This is a genomic window from Polyangium sorediatum (assembly GCF_029946465.1).
In the GTDB taxonomy this organism is placed as follows: Bacteria; Myxococcota_A; Polyangia; order Polyangiales; family Polyangiaceae; genus Polyangium; species Polyangium fumosum.
Genome location: NZ_JARZHI010000007.1, coordinates 166,520 through 185,200, shown reverse-complemented (window position 1 = coordinate 185,200; position 18,681 = coordinate 166,520). Strand labels below are relative to the sequence as shown.

Genomic DNA, 18,681 nt, shown 5'->3' with positions numbered 1-18,681 from the left:
TGGGTGCATCCGGCAGAGCGCAGTTCGAGGCTTTTCGGATGGTCAGGTGCATCCCGTCGGCGGCGGTCCCTCGATGCCATCGTGGTCCCGTCCGTGTGTGGTCGGGATTCCCGGCGCCTGCATGCACGATATCGAACGGCTGTCCATACGCAGAAATACGTAGCCGTGTCGTTTCTCGGAGACACGTTGAGAACGACTCGAAATTTTGGCCAGCCCGTCGCATTGCTGCAATCTGGTGGCGCGAGCATGAACACGGCCACTGGCGATGACCTCAGCGTGCCCACCCTGAAGCTCCAGCCGGACGAAGTCGGTGGCATCCAGCCGGTCGACCTTCGTCCCGGCAGGACCTTCGCCGGTCGATTCGAACTGATCTCGAAGCTCGGCGAAGGGGCCTTCGGGCAGGTTTGGAAGGCGATCAACACGAAGCTTCATCTGAAGGTCGCGCTCAAGATTCCGCGGACGCACGCGCCGGACGACCTCGAGCGATTCCGCCGGGAAGCGCAGGCGCTTTGCCTGATCGACAGCGAGTACGTCCTCCGGTGCTTCGAGTATGGCGACGCGCCGGCGCCCTTCCTGGTGATGGAGCTCCTGACGGGGGAGAGCCTCGCGAAGCGGCTCGAGCGCGAGGGGCCCATGTCGATGCCGACGGTGAAGTCGATCTGCAGACAGCTATGCAAAGGGCTGCAGGCGACCCACGCCGCGGGCGTCATTCACCGTGATCTGAAGCCGGGGAACATCTACTGCATCGAAAGCAAGGTCAAGATCGTCGATTTCGGCTTGATGAAGCTCGTCGAGCCGATGGTGGATCCCGGGACGGAGATCATCACGAGCGAGCACGACGAGCTGACCCAAGAGAACATGGCGATGGGCACGGTCAGCTACATGAGCCCGGAGCAATGGCGCCATTCCAACCGCGTCGATTTCAGGAGTGATCTCTGGTCCCTCGCGGCCGTGCTTTACCGCCTCCTCACGGGCAAGTTGCCGTTCACGGGAGCGGCGCACGTCGACGTCGCGCGGCTCGTTCTGCTCTCCTCCGATGGCCCGCCGCCCATCTCTCATCTTCCGGGCGAGGTGAACGCATTCTTCCGCATCGCGTTTCAGAGAGACCCGCAGATGCGGTTCCAGTCGGCGGCCGAGTTTTCCGCAGCGTTCGACGTCCTCCCGGATGGATCGAAGGTCGAGGCGCCGGCGCCTGCGCGGCCCGTCTCCAAGCCGCGGCGTATTTGGCTCGGCGGAGCGATGGCGTCCCTCGTCGTCGCGGGAATGTTCGTCACCGCCAGCGCGCGCCCGGACGTCCTCTCGTCGACGTGCGACCCGCACAAGGGCAACTGCGATGCCTCCTTGCTCAATGGATGCGAGACGGATCTCACGCGCGTCGAGAGCTGCGGCGCTTGTGGCGTGCGATGCCTCAACGAGCACGGCTCGACGAACTGCATGAGCGGCTCCTGTGCGCCCGTCTGCGCGGCAGGCTTCGCCGATTGTGATGGGGATTCGGCGAACGGCTGCGAGGCCGATCTCGGGGCCCCCGCGAACTGCGGGAAATGCAGCAACGCATGCACGAACCAGCACGGCGGCGCCGCGTGCGCGGCTGGCCAGTGCGCGTCCACGTGCCAGCCGGGGTTCATGGATTGTGACGGAAACCCCGCCAATGGTTGCGAGACGGACGTCGTGTCCAGCGCCGAACATTGCGGCCTCTGCGGACGCGCGTGCAAAGGAATCGTCGGCGACGGCGCGACGTGCCAGGAGGGGATCTGCAAGGCGACCTGCGGATCCGGGCTCCACGATTGCAACGGCGACCCCGCCGATGGGTGCGAGGTCGATGCGCAGGCGACGCCGGAGGCATTGGAAGGCGGGCGGTGCAAGCCGATCGTCCTCGGGACGTACGAGCCTGGTGCGCTCAGCGTCGCCGTGGACGACGACGTGGAGGGTATCGTGGCCTGGACCGTTCCCAGGCAGGGCAAGGCCTTCCGCATGCGCAAAGGCGGAGGCACCCCGGCGCCGATGTCGGTCGGGGGCGCGCCGACCCGCATCGCGTTCGACACCGGTCGCTGGTACTGGACGGACACGTCGTCCAAGAGCTTGCTCACGATAGACGCCGTCACGGGCGCGCGAAAATCCCTGGTCCAATGGCTCCATCCCGAGCAGCAGATTGCCGGGCTCGCGTCCTCGGAAGGTGGTGCCTTCTTCTTCTTCCAGAACACGAACACCAAGAAGGGAACGATCTTCGGCGCGCGGAGAGAGCTCGGGAAGAAGCCGCTGCTCGAGTACGACGGCGCCGATCCGAACCCTTTTGGCTTCGCCGCCGGGCGCCGCGGCGTCTATTTCGTGCGAACAACGCAAGGCGGCAGCATCTGGGGCTGGTCCTTCAAAGAGCGGGGCGAGCCCTGGCTCGTCGCCGAGAACCAGGACAAGCCGTTTGCCGTGGCCGTCGACCCCCGCGAAGAGGTCGTGGCCTGGTCGCGTGAAGGCAATGGATCGGGGACCCTCTCGGTCGCGCGACGCGGCGGCCCGGTCGAGGTCCTCGCGGCGAACGAGCCCGGGCCACGCGGAGTCGCCGTCGACGACACGTGGGTATACTGGACAAACGAAGGCGGAATGGTCAAGAAAGCACGGCTCGACGGAAAGCAGGAGCCCGTGCTGCTCGCGTCCGCGCAGCAGCGCCCGAAGGGCATCGCGGTCGACGCGACCCGCGTGTACTGGGTGAACGAAGCCTCGGGCGAAGTCGTATCGGTCGCCAAATGAGCGACATGGGAGGACTTGGAGACCAATGATTCGAATGAAGATGTTTCGGCGCACCTTGATGGTCGCCATGCTCGTCGCCGGCACATGCACCGTGGCGAGCGCCGGCCAGCCGAACGAGCTCGTGTACGAGATCACCGATTCCGACACCCTCTACCTGGTGGCGACGCGCTATTACGGCGACCCAGCGGCTTTCAAGCTGATCTTCAAGAAAAACGAGGCCGTCCTGCGAGAAGCGCACGACAAATATATGCTCGACGCCAGCAAGCGTGGCGTCCCGCCCAAGCCGTTCGGGACCGGGACGATCTGGCCGAAGACCAGGATCGTGTTGCCCCAGGAGCTCGCGACGCCGGCAGGCGTCCTTTACGAGCGGCGGAGTTTGCCCCTCAAGCGCGAGATCGCGGAGATGATCGCGCGCAAGAAGCGGGTGGACCTGGACGACCTCGGGCAGATCGCGACCGAAATGCGCCCTCTCGGGATCAGGCCTCCCCAGCCAACCCCAGCGCTCCCGGGCTACGCCCAGGTGTCCGCCGCGAGCAGCGCCGTCGCGAGGGAGACGCCACCGAAGTGGTTCGGGCAGCCGGAGAACGAATTGCATCGTTGTGCCGTCGCCGTATGCGGCAAGTTCCAGTCGCTTTGTTATTATGAGTGCCTCGGGGTCGCGAAGAGGTTCCTCGACGGCGGCGCGTCGTGCAGCCATCTCCCTGCGACCTTGCCGTACGACCAGCCGGAGGCCTCTGCGCGTGATTGCAGCGCCATGCTGGAGTAGAGCCATGAAGAACGAGACGAGGGGTTCGATACTTCGACGATGCTTTGGGCTCGCCGTGGTCCTCGGGACGCTTTCGGCCGTCCCCGCGCCCGCAGCCGAAGCGGACACGTTGCCTCTGGCCTCGGCGAACGCCAAGGCCTCCCAACCGGGAGCGGCAGAATCCAAGCCAAGCCAGGCCGTGATGGCTGGAGACATGGTCCCGGATTGCAACGGCGGGACGACGCCGACCCCCTACTGGCTGACCCGGATCCTCTTTCATGGCGCGTTCTGCGTGCACGCGCCGAAGAACGCGCGTCTTCAGGTCGATTACGGCACGACCCTCGTAGGGTATGAGGACCAGCAGAACGGCAAGCTCAGCGAGCATCAGGCCTATTACTCGCTCTCCAGGATCGTGATTCCGCCGGGTCAACGCCGCGTGATATGGGCCGTATGCGGAGGGGCTGGGATGTCGCTGCCGAACGGCACCCGCGTCGTTCCGACCGTCCGGATGGACGCGGCGAGGGTCGCCCAGATAGGCTCGTTGATTCGTGGCCTCGCGGACGAGGAAGCCGAATACAACAAGTCGTTCGCCGTTCTCCAGGGAACGAAGGAGCCGGCCATCAAGGATTTCATCGAGCCGCGCCTGGACAACATCCAGGAGAGCATCGATACGCAGACGGGGCCGCTCCGCGCCGCGCTCCTCCAGGAGAACCACAAGATCCTCCGGGGGAAAGGGTTTCATGTGGCCCCGACCTGGAACGAGGATTAGCCGCCGCCGAATACCCTCGGGGGGCCCTCGACCTGGTTGCGTGTGGTACGCGGACGCTACAGTGGTACGCGCGCATGACACCGAAGTGTCATGACGGCGTGACTGTGCCCGGCGACAGCCCCCTCGATTCTGCGGCTGCGCGCGTCTCTCGGATGCTGGCACGGCTTTTGTCGTAAGGGCAACCGAGGTCATGCGCATGCATCCTGGATCTACGGAATCGACGAGGAATCTTTGGGGAGGGCTCTTGCTCGGCGCCGCGCTCGGAGGGTGCGCGCCGCCGGCGCCGCCGCAGGCGCCCGCGATGTACGAGTACCAGGTCTCGCACCTGTCGAATGGGAAACCGCTCCGCTTCGAGGCCAAGGACTCCGTGCGCACGGTCGACAAGAAGGTCCGTGTCGGCGAGCGCCAGGTCTACAGCGCGAGCGGCAGGTACGTGGGCAAGGAGGTCGTCTACACGACGGAGCCGACCGAGGTCCCCTTCCACGAATGGCACGTCTACCAGGGCGATACGGAGATCGACGCGCTCAGCGCCCTGCGCATCGCCCGGGATGCGGCGTTCGTCACGGCGTACGACCAGGAGCGCGAGCGCGTCCGCCAGAGCCACGCCCGCGCCCTCGAGCTTTACGAAACGGACGTGCTCCGCGCGCAAAGCAAGAAGAACCTCGGGCTCGGCCTGGGGATCGTCGGGATCGTCGGGATGATCGGCGCGGGCGTCTTGTTCGCGGCCACGAAGAACGACCCCTCGCCGCCCGTCCCGTCGGCCGCGGCGGGGGCTGTCTCCCTGGGCTTCATGGCCGTGGGGGTTGGTGGATTTTACGTGCGAGGGCAAGGTTCGCGCGAGCAGGACGCTGCCATGAGGCAGGCCGAGCGCCTCGCCGGGGTGCGCATGGAGAACAAGTTCCAGCGCTTCGCGACCGAGGAGCACGTGCGAAATGCCGTGGAGGGCCAGCGCCCGCGGGCCTCGGCGCCCGCGGAGGGAACGGCGGTGCCCGAGATCCGGATGGCGAAGACGCTGGATCCCGTCCTCACGACGGGGATCCCGAACAACGAGAAGCTCGGCCCCGCGCTGATCGCGATATGGACGCCCGAGGCCTACGGGATCGACCATGCCAAGGCGCACGAGGTCTTCGAACGGGAGCTTTTGCGGTCGGTCCTCTATTACAACAACGCGGGCGGGAAGATGCCCCGCCACGAGGGCAACCTCGCCGTGTACACGGACGAGGCGTCCCTCCGCGCCGTCGAGGGAGACACCAGCAAGCCCGAGGGAATGCCGGCGGTCAAGCTGCTCGCCCTCGCGATCGCCATGCAAACCGGGATCTACGTGCACCACGAAGGCCAATCCTCCGTCTTCACGGTGCTCGACGGGGACACCCTCCAAAAACTGCTCCTGCGGGCGACGGAGCCCCAATGACCGTTCAGTCGACCTCGACGAGCGCCTGCGCGACGACCTCGCCGACGCGCGTCTCGACACGACACGTGCCGCGCGCGACGGCGCGAAGCTCCCACGCCGACCGCTGATAATCTCGCGCGAGCGGGAGGTTGAATTCGAGGACCTCGCGCGCGCGCTCCGGCTTCTCTGCGGGCGCGAGGGTGCAGACCTCCGGCGTCGCCGAGCGTGGCGCGTCCACCATCCCTGCAATGGCGCGGCCGTCGCCCGTGCGCAGCCGCACGAAAAGGAACCGCCGCTCGCCTCGGTGCAGGAGGCTTACCGGCTGGTCGAAGCGCGGCGCCGGGGCGATGCAGCCATATCCGATGCTGGTGTCGTCCGCCTGAAGGTCCAGGTCGATCGCCGCGACCGCGCTCGGCTCGACCGACTCCGTTCGGATCGACGTGCCAAGCAGCGCAATCTGGCCCTCGCCCGCGCGCTCGGTGCGGACGTGAAGCTCCGCCCCGGTGCCCGGGAGCAACGTCACCGCACCTTCGGCGCGCGTGGCCTCGATGGCGCGATCGCCGACCACGTCCCGCCCCTGCGCGTCGCGGGCGCGAACCGGCAGCCGTACGTCGGCGCCGGCCAGGAGCAAGACGGGCGCATTCGGGGGCGCGCCGGCGAGGGGCTGTAGGATCTCTGCGCGGACCGCGGGCGTGACGACCACGGAAATGCGCGCGCGCTCGCCGTGGCCGTCGAGGACCAGCGTCGCGAGGCCGGCCGCATGGCCGCGCACGACGAGCCGACCGGGGCGTTGCTCGACGACCTCGAGCGTCGCAGGCGCTTCGCTCGTCACGCGCAGCGGGAAGTACGCGCTCGCGCTCAGCGAACCGTCGCAGCCCAGGCGACGCAGCCCCTGCAAATGCAGCTCGGTGGTCGCCCCGGGCGCGATCGCAGGGCTCGGAACACCCGCCGCCGAGTGCTCTACCTCGAGCAGCGTGCTGTGACACTCCTGCGGACCACACCCCGAGAGCGTCCCGACGAGCGTGGCCACGAGGAGCGCGCACGGCTTTCCGCGCTGCCCCTGCCCCTCCGCCTTGCGCGCCATGGCGCCAAGCCTACCACCCCCCCACGAGCTGGCCTCGAAGCGCTCGGCCAGAAAATATTTCTCGTCCATCGGTCACATTCCCTCGTCGTGGTCCGTCATCGCAGTGCTGAACGATTCCCAGTCGATCTGACCTAGGAGAGCAACCATGCAGGCACGGATGAAAAACCCGGCGGTGATCCTTCCCGAGGCGATGCCCGCCCTTCTCAATGTGATCAAGGCCGCGAAGAAAGGCGGCGTGCCGGAAAGGACACTCGAGCTCGTCCATCTGCGCGCGAGCCAGATCAATGGATGCGGTTATTGCGTCGACTCGGGCGCGCGCAGCGCCAAGAAGGCCGGCGAGAGCGACGAGCGGCTGTTGGCCGTGGCGGCCTGGCGGGAAACGCCCTACTTCACCGAGGCCGAGCGCGCCGCGCTGGCGCTCGCCGAGGCCGCCACGCGGCTCAGCGATCGGTCGGATCCGGTCCCGGACGAGATCTGGAACGAGGCCGTCAAGCATTACGACGAGCAAGGGCTGGCGGCCTTGACCCTGATGATTGGCCTGACCAACCTGTTCAACCGCCTCATGGCCACCACCAAGCAGGTCGCTGGCACGGTCTGGTAGTCGCGTGATGCCGGGGCGCGCGTCGCGCGCCTTCAGCACTTGTCCCGAAAGTGCAGCGTCAGCCGGAACGTCGGCGACGTGCCCTCCGGCGCGTGCACCTTCCACTGCGGCAGCTTCCGCGCCAGGCAACGCCAGACGACCTCCGGCTCGTTGTCCACCGTGTTGTCGACCTGATCGACGCGGAGGACCTTTCCGTCGGGCGCGAGCGTGACCACCACCGTCACCGAGCCGACCCGCAGCTCCGCGCAGCCCTGCTTGTAGATGAGCTCGTGACAGCTCAGCGCGTGGTTCGTGGCCTCGGCTTCGTGGATCCACGCCTCCGGGTAGGGCGGAGGCCCGGCGGGCGTGACGTCCGCGGGGGCGGGCGGCGGCACGCTCGAAGCTTGCGCCGCAGCCGAGGGGACATGCGGATCGTCTGCAGCAGGGGCCGTCGCCGCCGGAGCCGCGGGCGGCGGGGATGCCGGTGCGGGGGGCACGCCGGTGCAAGCGGCACAGGTGACGAACAGGGCGGCGAGCCGTGGGCGGACATCGAGGGGCACGCGAGGTGGATCGTTTATGCCAGGGGGGCCGAAGGGCGGTCAAGCACGGTCGCGGACGCCGACTCGGTGTACCCTCGCTTCGTGCCGACGCTCGTCCTCTCCCATCGCTACAGCCCCGACTCGAACGCGCTTTTCGCCGCTGCGCTCGCGGCCGGCTGGGACGTCGAGCGCCTTCACGCCTTCCGTTGCCCGGACGGCCTCGCCGCGCGCGCCCCGGTGTTCTACGGCGAGACGATCCTCGCCGACGCGATCATGGACGACCTCTGCCTCGTGCTCCTCGAACCGACGAGCGACTGGCTGCCCCGGCTCCCGCAGCGCCACCGCCTCCGTGACGTGCGCCTCACGACGCTTTCGGAAGCCCTGTCGATCCAGGAGCGCGTGTTCATCAAGCCGACCGACGAAAAGTGCTTCCCCGCCCGCGTCTACGCCAACGGCGCCGCGCTCGATCCGGACCCGGTGTTGCCGCCGGACCTGCCCGTGCTGGTGAGCGAGCCGGTCGTCTTCGAGGTGGAGTTCCGGTTTTTCGTGCGCGAGCGCGAGGTGGCGGCCTTCTCGCCCTACATTCGTGGTGGGGAGATCGCACGGAATGCCGCGGGCGATTGGGAGGCGGACCCCGCGGAGATCGAGGCGGCGTCGGCCTCGATCCGCGCAGTGCTCGACGACCCTGACGTGGAGATGCCTCCCGCGGTCGTCGTGGACGTCGGGCGCATGGCCGGGCGTGGCTGGGGCGTGGTCGAGGCGAACCCCGCGTGGGCCTCCGGGCTTTGCGGATCCGACCCGGCGAGTGTACTTTCCGTGCTGCGGCGCGCGAGCGTGGCGCGGGGCATGTTGTCGGAGGCCGAAACGCGCTGGGTGCGCCGCGTCGGCTGAGACGTCCGCCCGCGCGACGCCTATCCCCGCCTCAAGGCGTCCCCCCCGGCGGAACCTCCACCGTATGGGTATGGCAGTTGCTGCACGAGAACCCCTCCGCGTGGGTTTCGGGGTTGTACGTGGGGACCTGGAGCAAGGCGGCCATGCGCGTCATGACCTCGTCGAACATGAACTGGCTCCACCGCGCCGCCTCCGGATCCTTGACGTATTCGAGGAACGCCTCCTCCGTGCCGGGGAGCGGGGTGATGTGCGCGCTCGGCATCGCATAGGTGCCATCCGTCACGCCCTGGCCGTGGCAGGTCGTGCAGTCCATCGCCTCGAACTTGGCGTCGAACGCGACGAAGACCTCCTTCATCTCCGGCATGACGACGTCGTTCATGAAGACGACGCGCTCCGCGAAGCTCATGTCCTCGTAGGCGGTCGGCTCCGCGGCGGGCTCCGGGTCTTCTCCCCCACACGCGGCGACGAACAGACACACGGCCATCGAGATGCGCTTGCAGTTCATGTCTCTTCTCCCTCGACCGGGCGTTTCGCCCTGGCGCTGTCTTCACGTCGAACGAGGAGGCGCGAGATCGACACGGCCGTCGACTTTTTTTCGAAGGCGCTCCAACGTGGCGAAAAAAGGGACGTTTGCGCTGCGCCGCGGCTGAGCATGGGTCTCCTCTGGGGAGGCGCGGAGCTGGGGCTTTGCCCCAGACCCCACCGGGGCTGTCCGCCCCTGGACCTGGACCAGCCAGGGGCTGGACCCAAGCTCGATGAACTGCGCGGTGCGCAGCTCATCGAACAGGCCCGGTCAAGACCCGCAGCGACGTTGCCCACCGAGACAGCCGCGCTGCGGGTTCTGCTGGCAACCTGGGTTCTTCGTCGGCCCGTTTGAAAAACTGCGCGTGGCGCAGTTTTTTAACCCTCGGTCCAGGCTGTGCCTGGTCCGGGGTCGAGGGGGCGGACAGCCCCCCGCAGGGTCCGGGGCAGCGCCCCGGCGCGGCGGCTTACGATGAGACCCATGCTCAGCCGTGCGCCGCGCCCGGAGCGCCCTCAGGAGGGATCGTGATAGACGTCCCGGAAGACGAGCATCGCGCCGAGCTTGCGCTCGTTCGTGCCGGGGAACCCGCACTGCGGGGCGAACGCGTCCGCGTCCCGGTACGTGCCGAAGAGCCGATCCCACAGGGGCAAATCGGAGAAGTTGTAGCGATGGACGTCGAGCTCGTGGTGCACGGAATGCAGCTCGGGCGTCTGGATGAACCACTTCAGCCAGCGCGGGCTCTTGAAATTGCCGTGGTAAAAATACTCCCCCGTCGCGGCGAAGAAGTTGAACCAGAACGCGCCTTCGAGCGAGATGCCGAGCAGGAGGTACGCAATCGTCGCGCTGAGCAGCGCATCCGAGGCCATCTCGACAGGGTGCTTGTAGAACGACGTGAGAATCTCGATACGCGCGGGTGAGTGGTGGATCTGGTGGAAGATACGCCAGAAGCCGTTCGCATGGCGCAGGCGGTGCCACCAGTAATAGAAAAAGGTGCCCACGAACCAAGCGATGAGCCCTTCGAGCCACGGTCGTTCGAGCGCAGAAACCGTGAAGAGCGACGCTCCCTGGAACACGTGCACCCACACGCGGTTCAACGCGAGCGTGATCCCGAGCTGCGCGAGGTTCAGGAGGAGCGCACGCGCATGCCAGCCAGGCACGTGCGGCAAGACGCGCCCAGGCCGCACGCGCTCGAGGACAAGGAACACGAGCGTCGAAGCCATGGTGAAGATCGTGGGAAGCGTGAGGTGGGGCATGAAAAGCTCGCGTCGCAAGGATCGTCGGCGTGGCCGTCGGCGACGGTAGCAGCCCCAGGGCCGGCGCTCAATCGGCGATCCCCCCGCGGACAAGACCGGCGACAACCCTGCCAACGAAGTCCGCAGCGCTGACGAGCCCCGGGGGGAGACCACGAGCGCTGCGCGGGGCTCGGCCTCGATCGGTTCTCCCCGCGCCGTTGCCTCTGCGCATCCTCGACAGGCGACATCGGGTCTCGTCCTCGTCTGTTCCGCGCCGCGACAAGGCACATCGACGCCGTGGGACCTCCGTCACGACGCCCGAACAAGGTGTGTCGGCGCGGAAGGGCAAGCGTCTCGCCGCCAGACAAGCGGCGGAGCGTGTTCCCGGGGGAAGGTCGAGCCCAAAGACAAGCACCGGACGCGGCCGAGGGTCCTTGTCGAGCTGCCGCACACGCGCGGTCGGCCGTCGAGGGAGCTTGTCGCGGAGGACAACCCGAACGCGCGCAGGCCAACGGCAGGAAACACGCCGCGTCCCTCGGTCCGTCACCCTGTGGAGGTGTTTGTCGCGCCGCCAAACACGCATCGTCGACGCCCGAGGGCACGTGTTCGCCGAGCCGACGCGCAGCTCTTCCACCCGACCGCCGAGGTCCGTCTCCCGCACCAACAACGTCGCTGGCCGTGGTGGCAGCGCAGCGATCCCGATCGGCAAGGGGGAGAACGGAGCATGGGTCTTCTCTGGCCGCTGGGGCGTTGCCCCAGGCCCCACCAGGGGCTGTCCGCCCCTGGACCCGGACCAGCCAGGGGCTGGACCCAAGCTCGATGAACTGCGCGATGCGCAGTTCATCGAACAGGCCCGGTCAAGACCAGCAGCGGCGTTGCCAACCGAAACGGCCGCGCGGCGGGTTCTGCTGGCAACCTGGGTTCTTCGTCGGCCCGTTTGAAAAACTGCGCGTGGCGCAGTTTTTCAACCCTCGGTCCAGGCTGTGCCTGGTCCGGGGTCGAGGGGGCGGACAGCCCCCCGCGGGGTCCGGGGCAGCGCCCCGGGCGCGGCGACCGACCATGCCCGGCCGCGGGACGCGGAAGCTGCGGCGCTAGCGGAAACGGTGGCGGAGGCTTATGGTTTCGCCCGCGGTGGCCCGTGCCCTGGTCTTGCCGACCGGGTGCGTCTGTGGTGACAGAGAGGGATGAAGAGAGGGGCACCGAGGACCGGGAGTCGGTGCCTTTCATGTACACGCTGACCGAGACGCTCTCCGACCATGACGGCGTCGCCGTGTCGCGGGGACGTCGGGATGCCGATCAACGTCCCGTGCTCGTCAAGAGGCTCGATCCGCGGCGATGCCGGCCCAGGGATCTCGAGCGCCTGCGAAATGAGTACGAGATGGGCAGGACGCTCGACCTCCCCGCGGTCGCGAAGACGCTCGCGTTCGAATCCCTCGAAGGTTCGCCGGCCCTCATCACGGAAGACGCGGGCAGCGTGCCGCTCTCGGACCTCCTCGGGGCGCCGATGGACGTGGACGGGTTTCTCCCGCTCGCGGTGGCCATCGCGCAGGCCGTCGCGGAGATCCACGCGGAGAACGTCATCCACAAAGATCTCAAGCCGGCGAGCATCCTCGTCCATCCCGCCACCCGCGCCGTCCAGATCGCCGACTTCGGGATCGCTTCGCGCCTCCCTCGCGAGCCGCAGGCCGCGCAGCCGCTGCGCCTGATCGAAGGCTCCTGGCCCTACCTGTCGCCGGAGCAGACCGGACGGATGAACCGGGCGATCGACCCTCGCTCCGATCTCTATTCCCTTGGCGTCACGTTCTACGAGATGTTGACGGGCCGGCTGCCTTTCCAGGCGACGGACGCCCTCGAGTGGGTGCACTGCCATATTGCACGCTCGCCCGCCTCCCCCGCGGAGCTCGCGCCGGCCGTGCCGGAGGCGCTCGCGCGGATCGTCCTGAAGCTGCTCGCCAAGGTCGCCGAGGAGCGCTACCAGAGCGCCTCCGGGCTCCGGCACGACCTCGCGGATTGCCTCGACGCGTGGCGAAAGGCGGGCCGGATCGAGCCGTTTCCCCTGGGCGAGCGCGATGTCGCGGACCATTTTCAGGTCCCCCAGAAGCTTTATGGCCGCGACGAGGAGCTTGCCGTGCTCCTCGGGGCGTTCGGACGGGTCGTCGCCACGGGCGCCCCCGAATTCGTGCTCGTCTCCGGCTACTCCGGCGTCGGCAAGTCGTCCCTCGTGCACGAGCTCTACAAGCCGGTCTTCCGGGCGCAGGGCCTCCTCGTCTCGGGGAAGTTCGATCAATACAAGCGCGACATTCCCTACGCCACGATCGCCCAGGCCTTCCGGGACCTCGTGGGCGAGCTGCTCGCCCAGACCGACGAGCGCATCGAGGCCTTTCGGCAGCGGCTGCGGGCCGCGCTCGGGGGGAACGGTCAGCTCATCGTCGATGTGATTCCCCAGATTGAGCTCGTCATCGGCCGCCAGCCGCCTGTCCCGGTGCTGCCTCTCGCCGAGGCGCAGAGCCGCTTCCACATGGTCTTCCGGCAGCTCGTCTCCGTGTTCGCCCGCGAGGAGCACCCCGTCGCCGTCTTCCTCGACGATCTGCAATGGGTGGACGCCGCGAGCCTCGAATTGCTCGAGCACCTCCTCACGCACCCCGACACGAGGTATCTCTTCCTGATCGGCGCCTACCGCGACAACGAGGTCAGCCCCTCGGATCCGGTCGTGCACATGCTCGACGAGGTGAAGCGGAGCGGCGTCGCCGTGCGCGACATCGTCCTCGCGCCGCTCTCGCCCGCGCACGTGGCCGAGCTCGTCGCGGACACCGTCCACCGCCGCGTCGACGAGGTCACGCCGCTCGCCGAGCTCGTGCACCAGAAGACCGCCGGCAATCCCTTTTTCGCGATCCAGTTCCTCACGACGTTGCACCAGGAGCATTTGATCACGTTCGAGCCGCGATCGGGGGCCTGGACGTGGGACGTGGTCAAGATCCAGGCGAAGAACTACGCCGACAACGTCGTCGACCTGATGGTGGCGAAATTGCGGCGCCTCGCGGCGACCACGCAGGACGTCATGAAGGTCGCCGCCTGCGTCGGGAACATCGCGGAGACGCGTGTCCTTTCGAGGATCGACGGCCGATCGGAGGGCGAGACCCACGCCGCGTTGTGGGAGGCGGTCCGGGAGGGGCTCGTCCTGCGCCTCGACGACACGTACAAGTTCCTCCACGATCGGGTGCAGGAGGCGGCGTATTCGCTCCTCCCGGAGGACGAGCGGGCGCTCTTGCACCTCCGGATCGGCCGGCTGCTCGTCGCCCGCGCGTCGCGGGAGGAGCTCGACGAGAGGATCTTCGACATCGCCAACCAGCACAACCTCGGCGCGTCCTTGCTCGCGTCCCGCGACGAAAAAGATCACGTCGCGGAGCTCAACCTGATGGCTGGGCGGAAGGCCAAGGCCTCCACGGCCTACCTCTCGGCCATCAAGTACTTCTCGGCGGGCATGGCGCTGCTCGCCTCCGATGGCTGGGAGCATCAATACGATCTCACGTTTGGCCTCCACCTGGAGCGCGCCGAGAGCGAGGTCGCGAGCGGCGGGTTCCCCGCGGCCGAGGGCTTGCTTTCGGTGGTCCTCCGCCACGCGAGGACGTACGTCGATCACGCGCGGGCGACGAGCGTGAAAGTCTATCTGCACACGATCCAGGACCAATACGACGAGGCCGTCGCGGCGGCGATCACGGGCCTTCGTCCCTTCGGGATCGTGCTCTCACCGCGGCCGAGCCGCGCGGAGGTCGAACAGGAGTACGGCAGGATCTGGCAGACGCTCGGCGAGCGGCGGATCGAGGATCTCATCGATCTCCCGCTCCTCACCGATCCCGACGGCAAGGCGGCCCTCGACCTCCTCGTGGCCCTCACGGCGCCTGCGCTCTACACCGACAACAACCTCCTCTGCCTGGCGACGTGCCATAGCGTGAACCTGAGCCTGACGTACGGGAATGCCGCGGGGTCGAGCTTCGCGTACGTGTTCTTCGGCATGCTCCTCGGGCCCGAGTTTGGCCAGTATCGCCTGGGGTTTCGCTTCGGGAAGCTCGGTTATGACCTGGTCGAGACGCGTGGCTTGACCGGCGACAAGGCCAAGGTGCTCCTCGCGTTTTTCCTCCTCTCGTACTGGACGCGACCCATCTCCACGCGAAGGGCCGTGGTGGACAGCGCCTTCGCCGCGGCGCAGGAGGTCGGCGATGCGATGTACGCGGCGTACGCCGGCAAGGACCTCATTACCTCCCTCATCGTCAAGGGCGAGCGATTGGAGGAGGTGTTTCGCGAGTCCGAGCGGGTGCTCTCGTTCGTGCGCAAGGCGAAGATCGGCATCTGGGAGAGCATCATCGTCGTGCAGCAGCGCCTCCTCCAGGACCTGCGTGGCCTCACGGCGCATTTCGGGTCGTTCGACGGCGCGGGGTTCGACGAGGCGGCGTACGAAGCCTTCCTGGCCGAGCGCGAGGGGGGCATGGCGAGCGCCGTCTGCTGGTACTACGTCTGGAAGGCGCAGGCGCGCTTCCTGGCGGGGGATTCCGAGGAGGCGGTGGAGGCGGCGACGAAGGCCCGCTCGCTCCTCTGGTCCTGCCCGTCGTTCGACGAGGTCTCGGAGTGTCATTATTATGGTGCGCTCGCGCTCGCGGCCCGGTATCACAAGGCGCCGCCCGAGGAGCAGGCGGACGCCATGGCGACCCTGCGCGCCGATCAGCAGGCGTTCCGTGGTTGGGCGGACAACTGCCCCGAGAGCTTTTTCAACAAATATGCCCTCGTCTCGGCCGAGATCGCCCGCATCGAGGGGAGTGATCAAGAAGCGATGCGGCTCTACGAGCAGGCCATCCGCTCGGCGCGGGAGAACGACTTCGTGCAGAACGAAGGGATCTCGTGGGAGCTCGCCGCCCGGTTTTATCGGGATCGGGGGTTCGTGTTCATCGCCGACACCTATTTCCGGGAGGCCCGCGCCTGTTATGCGCGCTGGGGCGCCGACGGGAAGGTGCGGAGCCTCGACCGAATGCATCCGCACCTGCTCGAACAAAGGCCCGGCGCGCCGATGGCCACCCTGGCCGTGCGGGTCGAGCAGCTCGACCTCCATGCGGTGGTCAAGGCGTCGCAGATCATCTCGGGCGAGATCGTGCAGGAGAAGCTCGTCCACACGCTGCTCCGGGTCGTGCTCGAACAAGGGGGGGCGCAGAAGGCCTACCTGCTCCTCGTCCGCGGCGGCGCGTTGGGCATCGAAGCGGAGGCCACGCTCGACGCCGAGGGGGCGCGCGCGAGGATGCTCCCGTTCCTGCCCGTCGAACCTCCGGCGCTCGTGCCTGCGTCCATCGTGCAGTACGTGCGCCGTACGAAGGAGCGCCAGATCCTCGACGACGCCAGCGCCGAAGCAGGCAGGTTTTTCTCGGACGAATACATCGTGCGGGTCAAGCCGCGCTCGGTGCTTTGTTTGCCGATCCTCCGGAAGGCCGAGGTGTTCGGCCTGCTCTACCTCGAAAACAACCTCGTCCCCGGGGCCTTCACGGCCGAGCGGCTCAGCGCCCTCGAGCTCGTGGCTTCGCAGGCCGCGATCTCCATGGAAAACGCCCGGCTCCTCGCCAGCGAGCAAGCTGCGCGACAGGCGGCCGAGCAGGACGAGCGCCGCGCGGCCTTCTTCGCGGAAGCCAGCGAGGTCCTCGGCGCGTCGCTCGAACACGAGCAGGTCCTCCGCTCCCTCGCCGATCTCTGTGTCCGTGGCCTCGCCGATTGGTGCGTGATCGACATCGTCGACCACGGGCGCATCCGGCGGGTCTCGGGGGTCCACAAGAACCCGGAGAAGACGCCGCTGCTCGAAGAGCTTCAGCGGCGGTATCCGCCCTCGCCGGGCTCGCCCCACCCCGCGGCGCGGGTGATACGGAGCGGGGAGCCGCTCCTCATGTCGGACATCGACGAGGCGACGTTACGCGCAAACAGCGTGGACGCGGAGCATGGCAGGATCCTGCGTGAGCTCGGGACCCAGATGGCCATGTACGTGCCGCTGCTCGCGCGGGGGCAGATCCTCGGCGCGGTGAGCCTCGCCTCCGCCGAGCGGGATCGCCCCTACAGGGCCGTGGATCTCGGCATGGCCGAGGAGCTCGCGCACCGCGCCGCGATCGCCATGGAGAACGCGCAGAACTACCGCGCGACGCAGGAGGCCGTCCGGATGCGCGACGAGTTCCTCGCGGTCGCCTCCCACGAGCTGCGCACCCCCATGACGTCGCTCGGGCTCTCGCTTCAATCCCTCCTGCGGGCGTCCCGCGCCGAGATGCCCGTGAATCGCAAGGCGACCGAGGATCTGATCGTGCGGGCCTGTCGCCAGAGCGATCGGATGAACCGGCTCATCGAGGAGCTCCTGGACGTCTCGCGGTTCGATGGCGGGCAGATCACGCTGGAGACCACGGAGTTCGATCTCACCGCCCTCGTCCGGGAGGTGGTCGCGCACTTCGACCTCGATCTGAAGCGGTCGCGATGTCCGGTCCGGATCCAGGGCGACGCGGCCGTCGTGGGGGTGTGGGATCGCGCCCGCCTCGAGCAGGTCCTCACGAACCTCCTCGCCAATGCGATCAAGTTCGGCGCCGGCAAACCCATCACCATCGGCGTCCGCAAGGAGGCCGGCAGCGCGAGGCTCGTGGTCGCGGACCAGGGGATCGGGATCGCGCCGGAGCAGCAGGCCCGTATTTTCGAGCGCTTCGGGCGCGCCGTCCCGGTGCGCCATTATGGGGGGCTCGGGCTCGGCCTGTACATCTGCCGCAGGATCGCCGAGGCCCACGGCGGCTCGATCCGCGTCGAGAGCGGCGAGGGCGTCGGATCGACGTTCGTGCTCGAACTTCCCTGCGGGGTGTAGGCGCGAATCACGCGAGCCAGCTCCGGCGGCGCGGCGCGCGTGGTACGGTGCCCTCGATGACCGCCCCCCACGTCGCCCTCGGGATCCTCGCGCTCCTGGCCGGCGCGCTCTGGCGCCTGGAGGTCGAGTGGCGCGGCTGGGAGGGGCTGCGCTGGGCGGGATATTTTCACCTCGCGGTGCCGATCGGGGTCGCGTCGTTCCTCGTGTGGACCTGGATCTTCCTCGACGTACCGTCGCCCCGGAGGCGAGCCGCGATCGTCTCTGTGCTCGCGTTCGTCGCGGCGATGGCAGTGCCTCTCACCGAGGTTTCTCTCCGGACCGTGTTCAGCCGGTTCTTCGTCGCGCATCCCCTCCCCTGGCCCGTGCTTTTCTGGTGGCTTTTCGCCCCTTCCCTGGTCGTTGGTGTCCTCCGGGCGTTTCGCGTGCCCGTCGAGTCGCGACGCTGGGTCCTCGGCCAGGCGCTCTTCGTGGCCGCCTGGCCGCTCGCGACGATCGTCGCGCAGGTCGTCCCCCAGCACGGGCACTCCGACGCGATACACGCGTTCAAGAGCGGCCTCGTCGTGCCCTTTTTCGTGATCGCGCTCGGCATCTCGATGCCCACCCGAACGCTCGGCAAGGCATGACCGTCAGGGGGGTTCGGTCGTCGGCGCGAGCGTTCGGCAGATGATGTCGACGACGAACGCGACGTAGGCGCGGTTCTCGGACCGGTCGAAGCCCTGGTTCGAGAGGTGCTGGTGGAAGGGCCGAAACTGGAGCGAGCCGAGGAAGAGGTCGGCCGCGTGCTCCGGCGGGACCGGGCGCAAGAGGCCTCGCGCGATCGCACGGGAGAACCACGCCGCGATCTCGCGGCGCGCGCGGACGGGGGGCAGATCCTCCCGCCGTTCGGCCGCGGACTCGGCGTGCATGCCGGCCGAGCGCAGCACCGCGAGGCACGGGACGATGTGTTCGAGGAACTCGAAGATCTCCTCGGCGAGCTCGTGGAGCTGGGTGCGCGCGTCGCGATCGTCGGGGCCCGCGCGCGCCCGGGCCATCCACGGCTGCTCGGGCGAAGGCATGAGCGCGGCGCGCAGGAGCTGCTCCTTCGTGCCGAAGCGCTGGAACAGCACCCCGTGCGAGATGCCGAGCCGCTCCGCGATGAGCGTCGTCGAGACCGCGGCGCCGTGTTCCAGAAAACACGCACGCGCCTCGTCGAGGATCTGTGTGTCAGTTGTGTTGCGCGGGCGTGGCATTTCTGAGTAGCCTGTCACTTATTAACCCCGGGGGGCAAGTTCGCTGCGCCCCACCGCCCCGCCAGCGTCCTTCTGGCGAGAGGACGAGGAGC

General features: G+C 68.0%; 13 protein-coding genes. 8 read left to right on the top strand and 5 right to left on the bottom strand.

Features of this window, described 5'->3' with window-relative positions; genetic code table 11:
• Nucleotides 1-246 precede the first annotated feature (246 nt).
• From QHF89_RS11510 to QHF89_RS11495, 4 genes are all read left to right on the top strand, one after another.
• Entirely contained in the window at nucleotides 247-2,742 is a 2,496-nt protein-coding gene (locus QHF89_RS11510; RefSeq protein ID WP_284720371.1) for a protein kinase domain-containing protein, read from the top strand.
• Nucleotides 2,743-2,776: 34 nt separating this feature from the next.
• On the top strand, nucleotides 2,777-3,508 hold the full coding sequence (locus QHF89_RS11505; protein ID WP_136969383.1) for a LysM peptidoglycan-binding domain-containing protein: 732 nt from the start codon (nucleotides 2,777-2,779) through the stop codon (nucleotides 3,506-3,508).
• Between the two features lie 4 nt (nucleotides 3,509-3,512).
• Complete coding sequence (locus QHF89_RS11500) at nucleotides 3,513-4,256, top strand: hypothetical protein (RefSeq protein ID WP_136969382.1); 744 nt, start codon at nucleotides 3,513-3,515, stop codon at nucleotides 4,254-4,256.
• Nucleotides 4,257-4,452: 196 nt separating this feature from the next.
• Nucleotides 4,453-5,667, top strand: a complete 1,215-nt coding sequence (locus tag QHF89_RS11495) for a hypothetical protein (RefSeq protein WP_136969381.1) — start codon at nucleotides 4,453-4,455, stop codon at nucleotides 5,665-5,667.
• A 4-nt stretch (nucleotides 5,668-5,671) separates the two neighbouring features.
• Here QHF89_RS11495 and QHF89_RS11490 read toward each other — a convergent pair whose 3' ends face one another.
• Nucleotides 5,672-6,730, bottom strand: coding sequence for a hypothetical protein (locus QHF89_RS11490; protein WP_136969380.1), 1,059 nt, complete (start codon nucleotides 6,728-6,730; stop codon nucleotides 5,672-5,674).
• Nucleotides 6,731-6,875: 145 nt separating this feature from the next.
• Here QHF89_RS11490 and QHF89_RS11485 point away from each other — a divergent pair, with 145 nt between their 5' ends.
• Nucleotides 6,876-7,331: a carboxymuconolactone decarboxylase family protein gene (locus tag QHF89_RS11485; RefSeq protein WP_136969379.1), complete on the top strand. Its 456-nt coding sequence runs from the start codon at nucleotides 6,876-6,878 to the stop codon at nucleotides 7,329-7,331.
• Nucleotides 7,332-7,363: 32 nt separating this feature from the next.
• Here QHF89_RS11485 and QHF89_RS11480 read toward each other — a convergent pair whose 3' ends face one another.
• Nucleotides 7,364-7,870, bottom strand: coding sequence for a hypothetical protein (locus QHF89_RS11480; RefSeq protein WP_284720370.1), 507 nt, complete (start codon nucleotides 7,868-7,870; stop codon nucleotides 7,364-7,366).
• An 81-nt stretch (nucleotides 7,871-7,951) separates the two neighbouring features.
• Between QHF89_RS11480 and QHF89_RS11475 the strand changes: the two genes are divergently transcribed.
• Nucleotides 7,952-8,740, top strand: coding sequence for an ATP-grasp domain-containing protein (locus QHF89_RS11475; RefSeq protein WP_284720369.1), 789 nt, complete (start codon nucleotides 7,952-7,954; stop codon nucleotides 8,738-8,740).
• Between the two features lie 31 nt (nucleotides 8,741-8,771).
• Here QHF89_RS11475 and QHF89_RS11470 read toward each other — a convergent pair whose 3' ends face one another.
• Together QHF89_RS11470 and QHF89_RS11465 are read right to left on the bottom strand one after the other, a co-directional pair.
• Nucleotides 8,772-9,245, bottom strand: coding sequence for a hypothetical protein (locus tag QHF89_RS11470; RefSeq protein WP_136969376.1), 474 nt, complete (start codon nucleotides 9,243-9,245; stop codon nucleotides 8,772-8,774).
• 530 nt (nucleotides 9,246-9,775) lie between these two features.
• On the bottom strand, nucleotides 9,776-10,516 hold the full coding sequence (locus QHF89_RS11465; RefSeq protein WP_136935372.1) for a sterol desaturase family protein: 741 nt from the start codon (nucleotides 10,514-10,516) through the stop codon (nucleotides 9,776-9,778).
• Nucleotides 10,517-11,720: 1,204 nt separating this feature from the next.
• On the opposite strand from QHF89_RS11465, the gene QHF89_RS11460 reads away from it, so the two are divergent.
• Nucleotides 11,721-17,360, top strand: coding sequence for a sensor histidine kinase (locus tag QHF89_RS11460; protein ID WP_136969375.1), 5,640 nt, complete (start codon nucleotides 11,721-11,723; stop codon nucleotides 17,358-17,360).
• A gap of 56 nt (nucleotides 17,361-17,416) precedes the next feature.
• Nucleotides 17,417-17,983 (top strand): hypothetical protein, encoded by a 567-nt coding sequence (locus tag QHF89_RS11455; RefSeq protein ID WP_136969374.1) that lies wholly within the window; start codon nucleotides 17,417-17,419, stop codon nucleotides 17,981-17,983.
• Nucleotides 17,984-17,986: 3 nt separating this feature from the next.
• On the opposite strand, the gene QHF89_RS11450 is transcribed toward QHF89_RS11455, so the two are convergent.
• Nucleotides 17,987-18,589 (bottom strand): TetR/AcrR family transcriptional regulator, encoded by a 603-nt coding sequence (locus QHF89_RS11450; RefSeq protein ID WP_136969373.1) that lies wholly within the window; start codon nucleotides 18,587-18,589, stop codon nucleotides 17,987-17,989.
• Nucleotides 18,590-18,681: the final 92 nt, after the last annotated feature.

Bases quoted from the DNA above. Each gene is read 5' to 3' on its own strand.
- QHF89_RS11510 (WP_284720371.1), top strand. From the start codon at position 247: ATGAACACGGCCACTGGCGATGACCTCAGCGTGCCCACCCTGAAGCTC.
- QHF89_RS11505 (WP_136969383.1), top strand. From the start codon at position 2,777: ATGAAGATGTTTCGGCGCACCTTGATGGTCGCCATGCTCGTCGCCGGC.
- QHF89_RS11500 (WP_136969382.1), top strand. From the start codon at position 3,513: ATGAAGAACGAGACGAGGGGTTCGATACTTCGACGATGCTTTGGGCTC.
- QHF89_RS11495 (WP_136969381.1), top strand. From the start codon at position 4,453: ATGCATCCTGGATCTACGGAATCGACGAGGAATCTTTGGGGAGGGCTC.
- QHF89_RS11490 (WP_136969380.1), bottom strand. From the start codon at position 6,730: ATGGCGCGCAAGGCGGAGGGGCAGGGGCAGCGCGGAAAGCCGTGCGCG.
- QHF89_RS11485 (WP_136969379.1), top strand. From the start codon at position 6,876: ATGCAGGCACGGATGAAAAACCCGGCGGTGATCCTTCCCGAGGCGATG.
- QHF89_RS11470 (WP_136969376.1), bottom strand. From the start codon at position 9,245: ATGAACTGCAAGCGCATCTCGATGGCCGTGTGTCTGTTCGTCGCCGCG.
- QHF89_RS11465 (WP_136935372.1), bottom strand. From the start codon at position 10,516: ATGCCCCACCTCACGCTTCCCACGATCTTCACCATGGCTTCGACGCTC.
- QHF89_RS11460 (WP_136969375.1), top strand. From the start codon at position 11,721: ATGTACACGCTGACCGAGACGCTCTCCGACCATGACGGCGTCGCCGTG.
- QHF89_RS11455 (WP_136969374.1), top strand. From the start codon at position 17,417: ATGACCGCCCCCCACGTCGCCCTCGGGATCCTCGCGCTCCTGGCCGGC.
- QHF89_RS11450 (WP_136969373.1), bottom strand. From the start codon at position 18,589: ATGCCACGCCCGCGCAACACAACTGACACACAGATCCTCGACGAGGCG.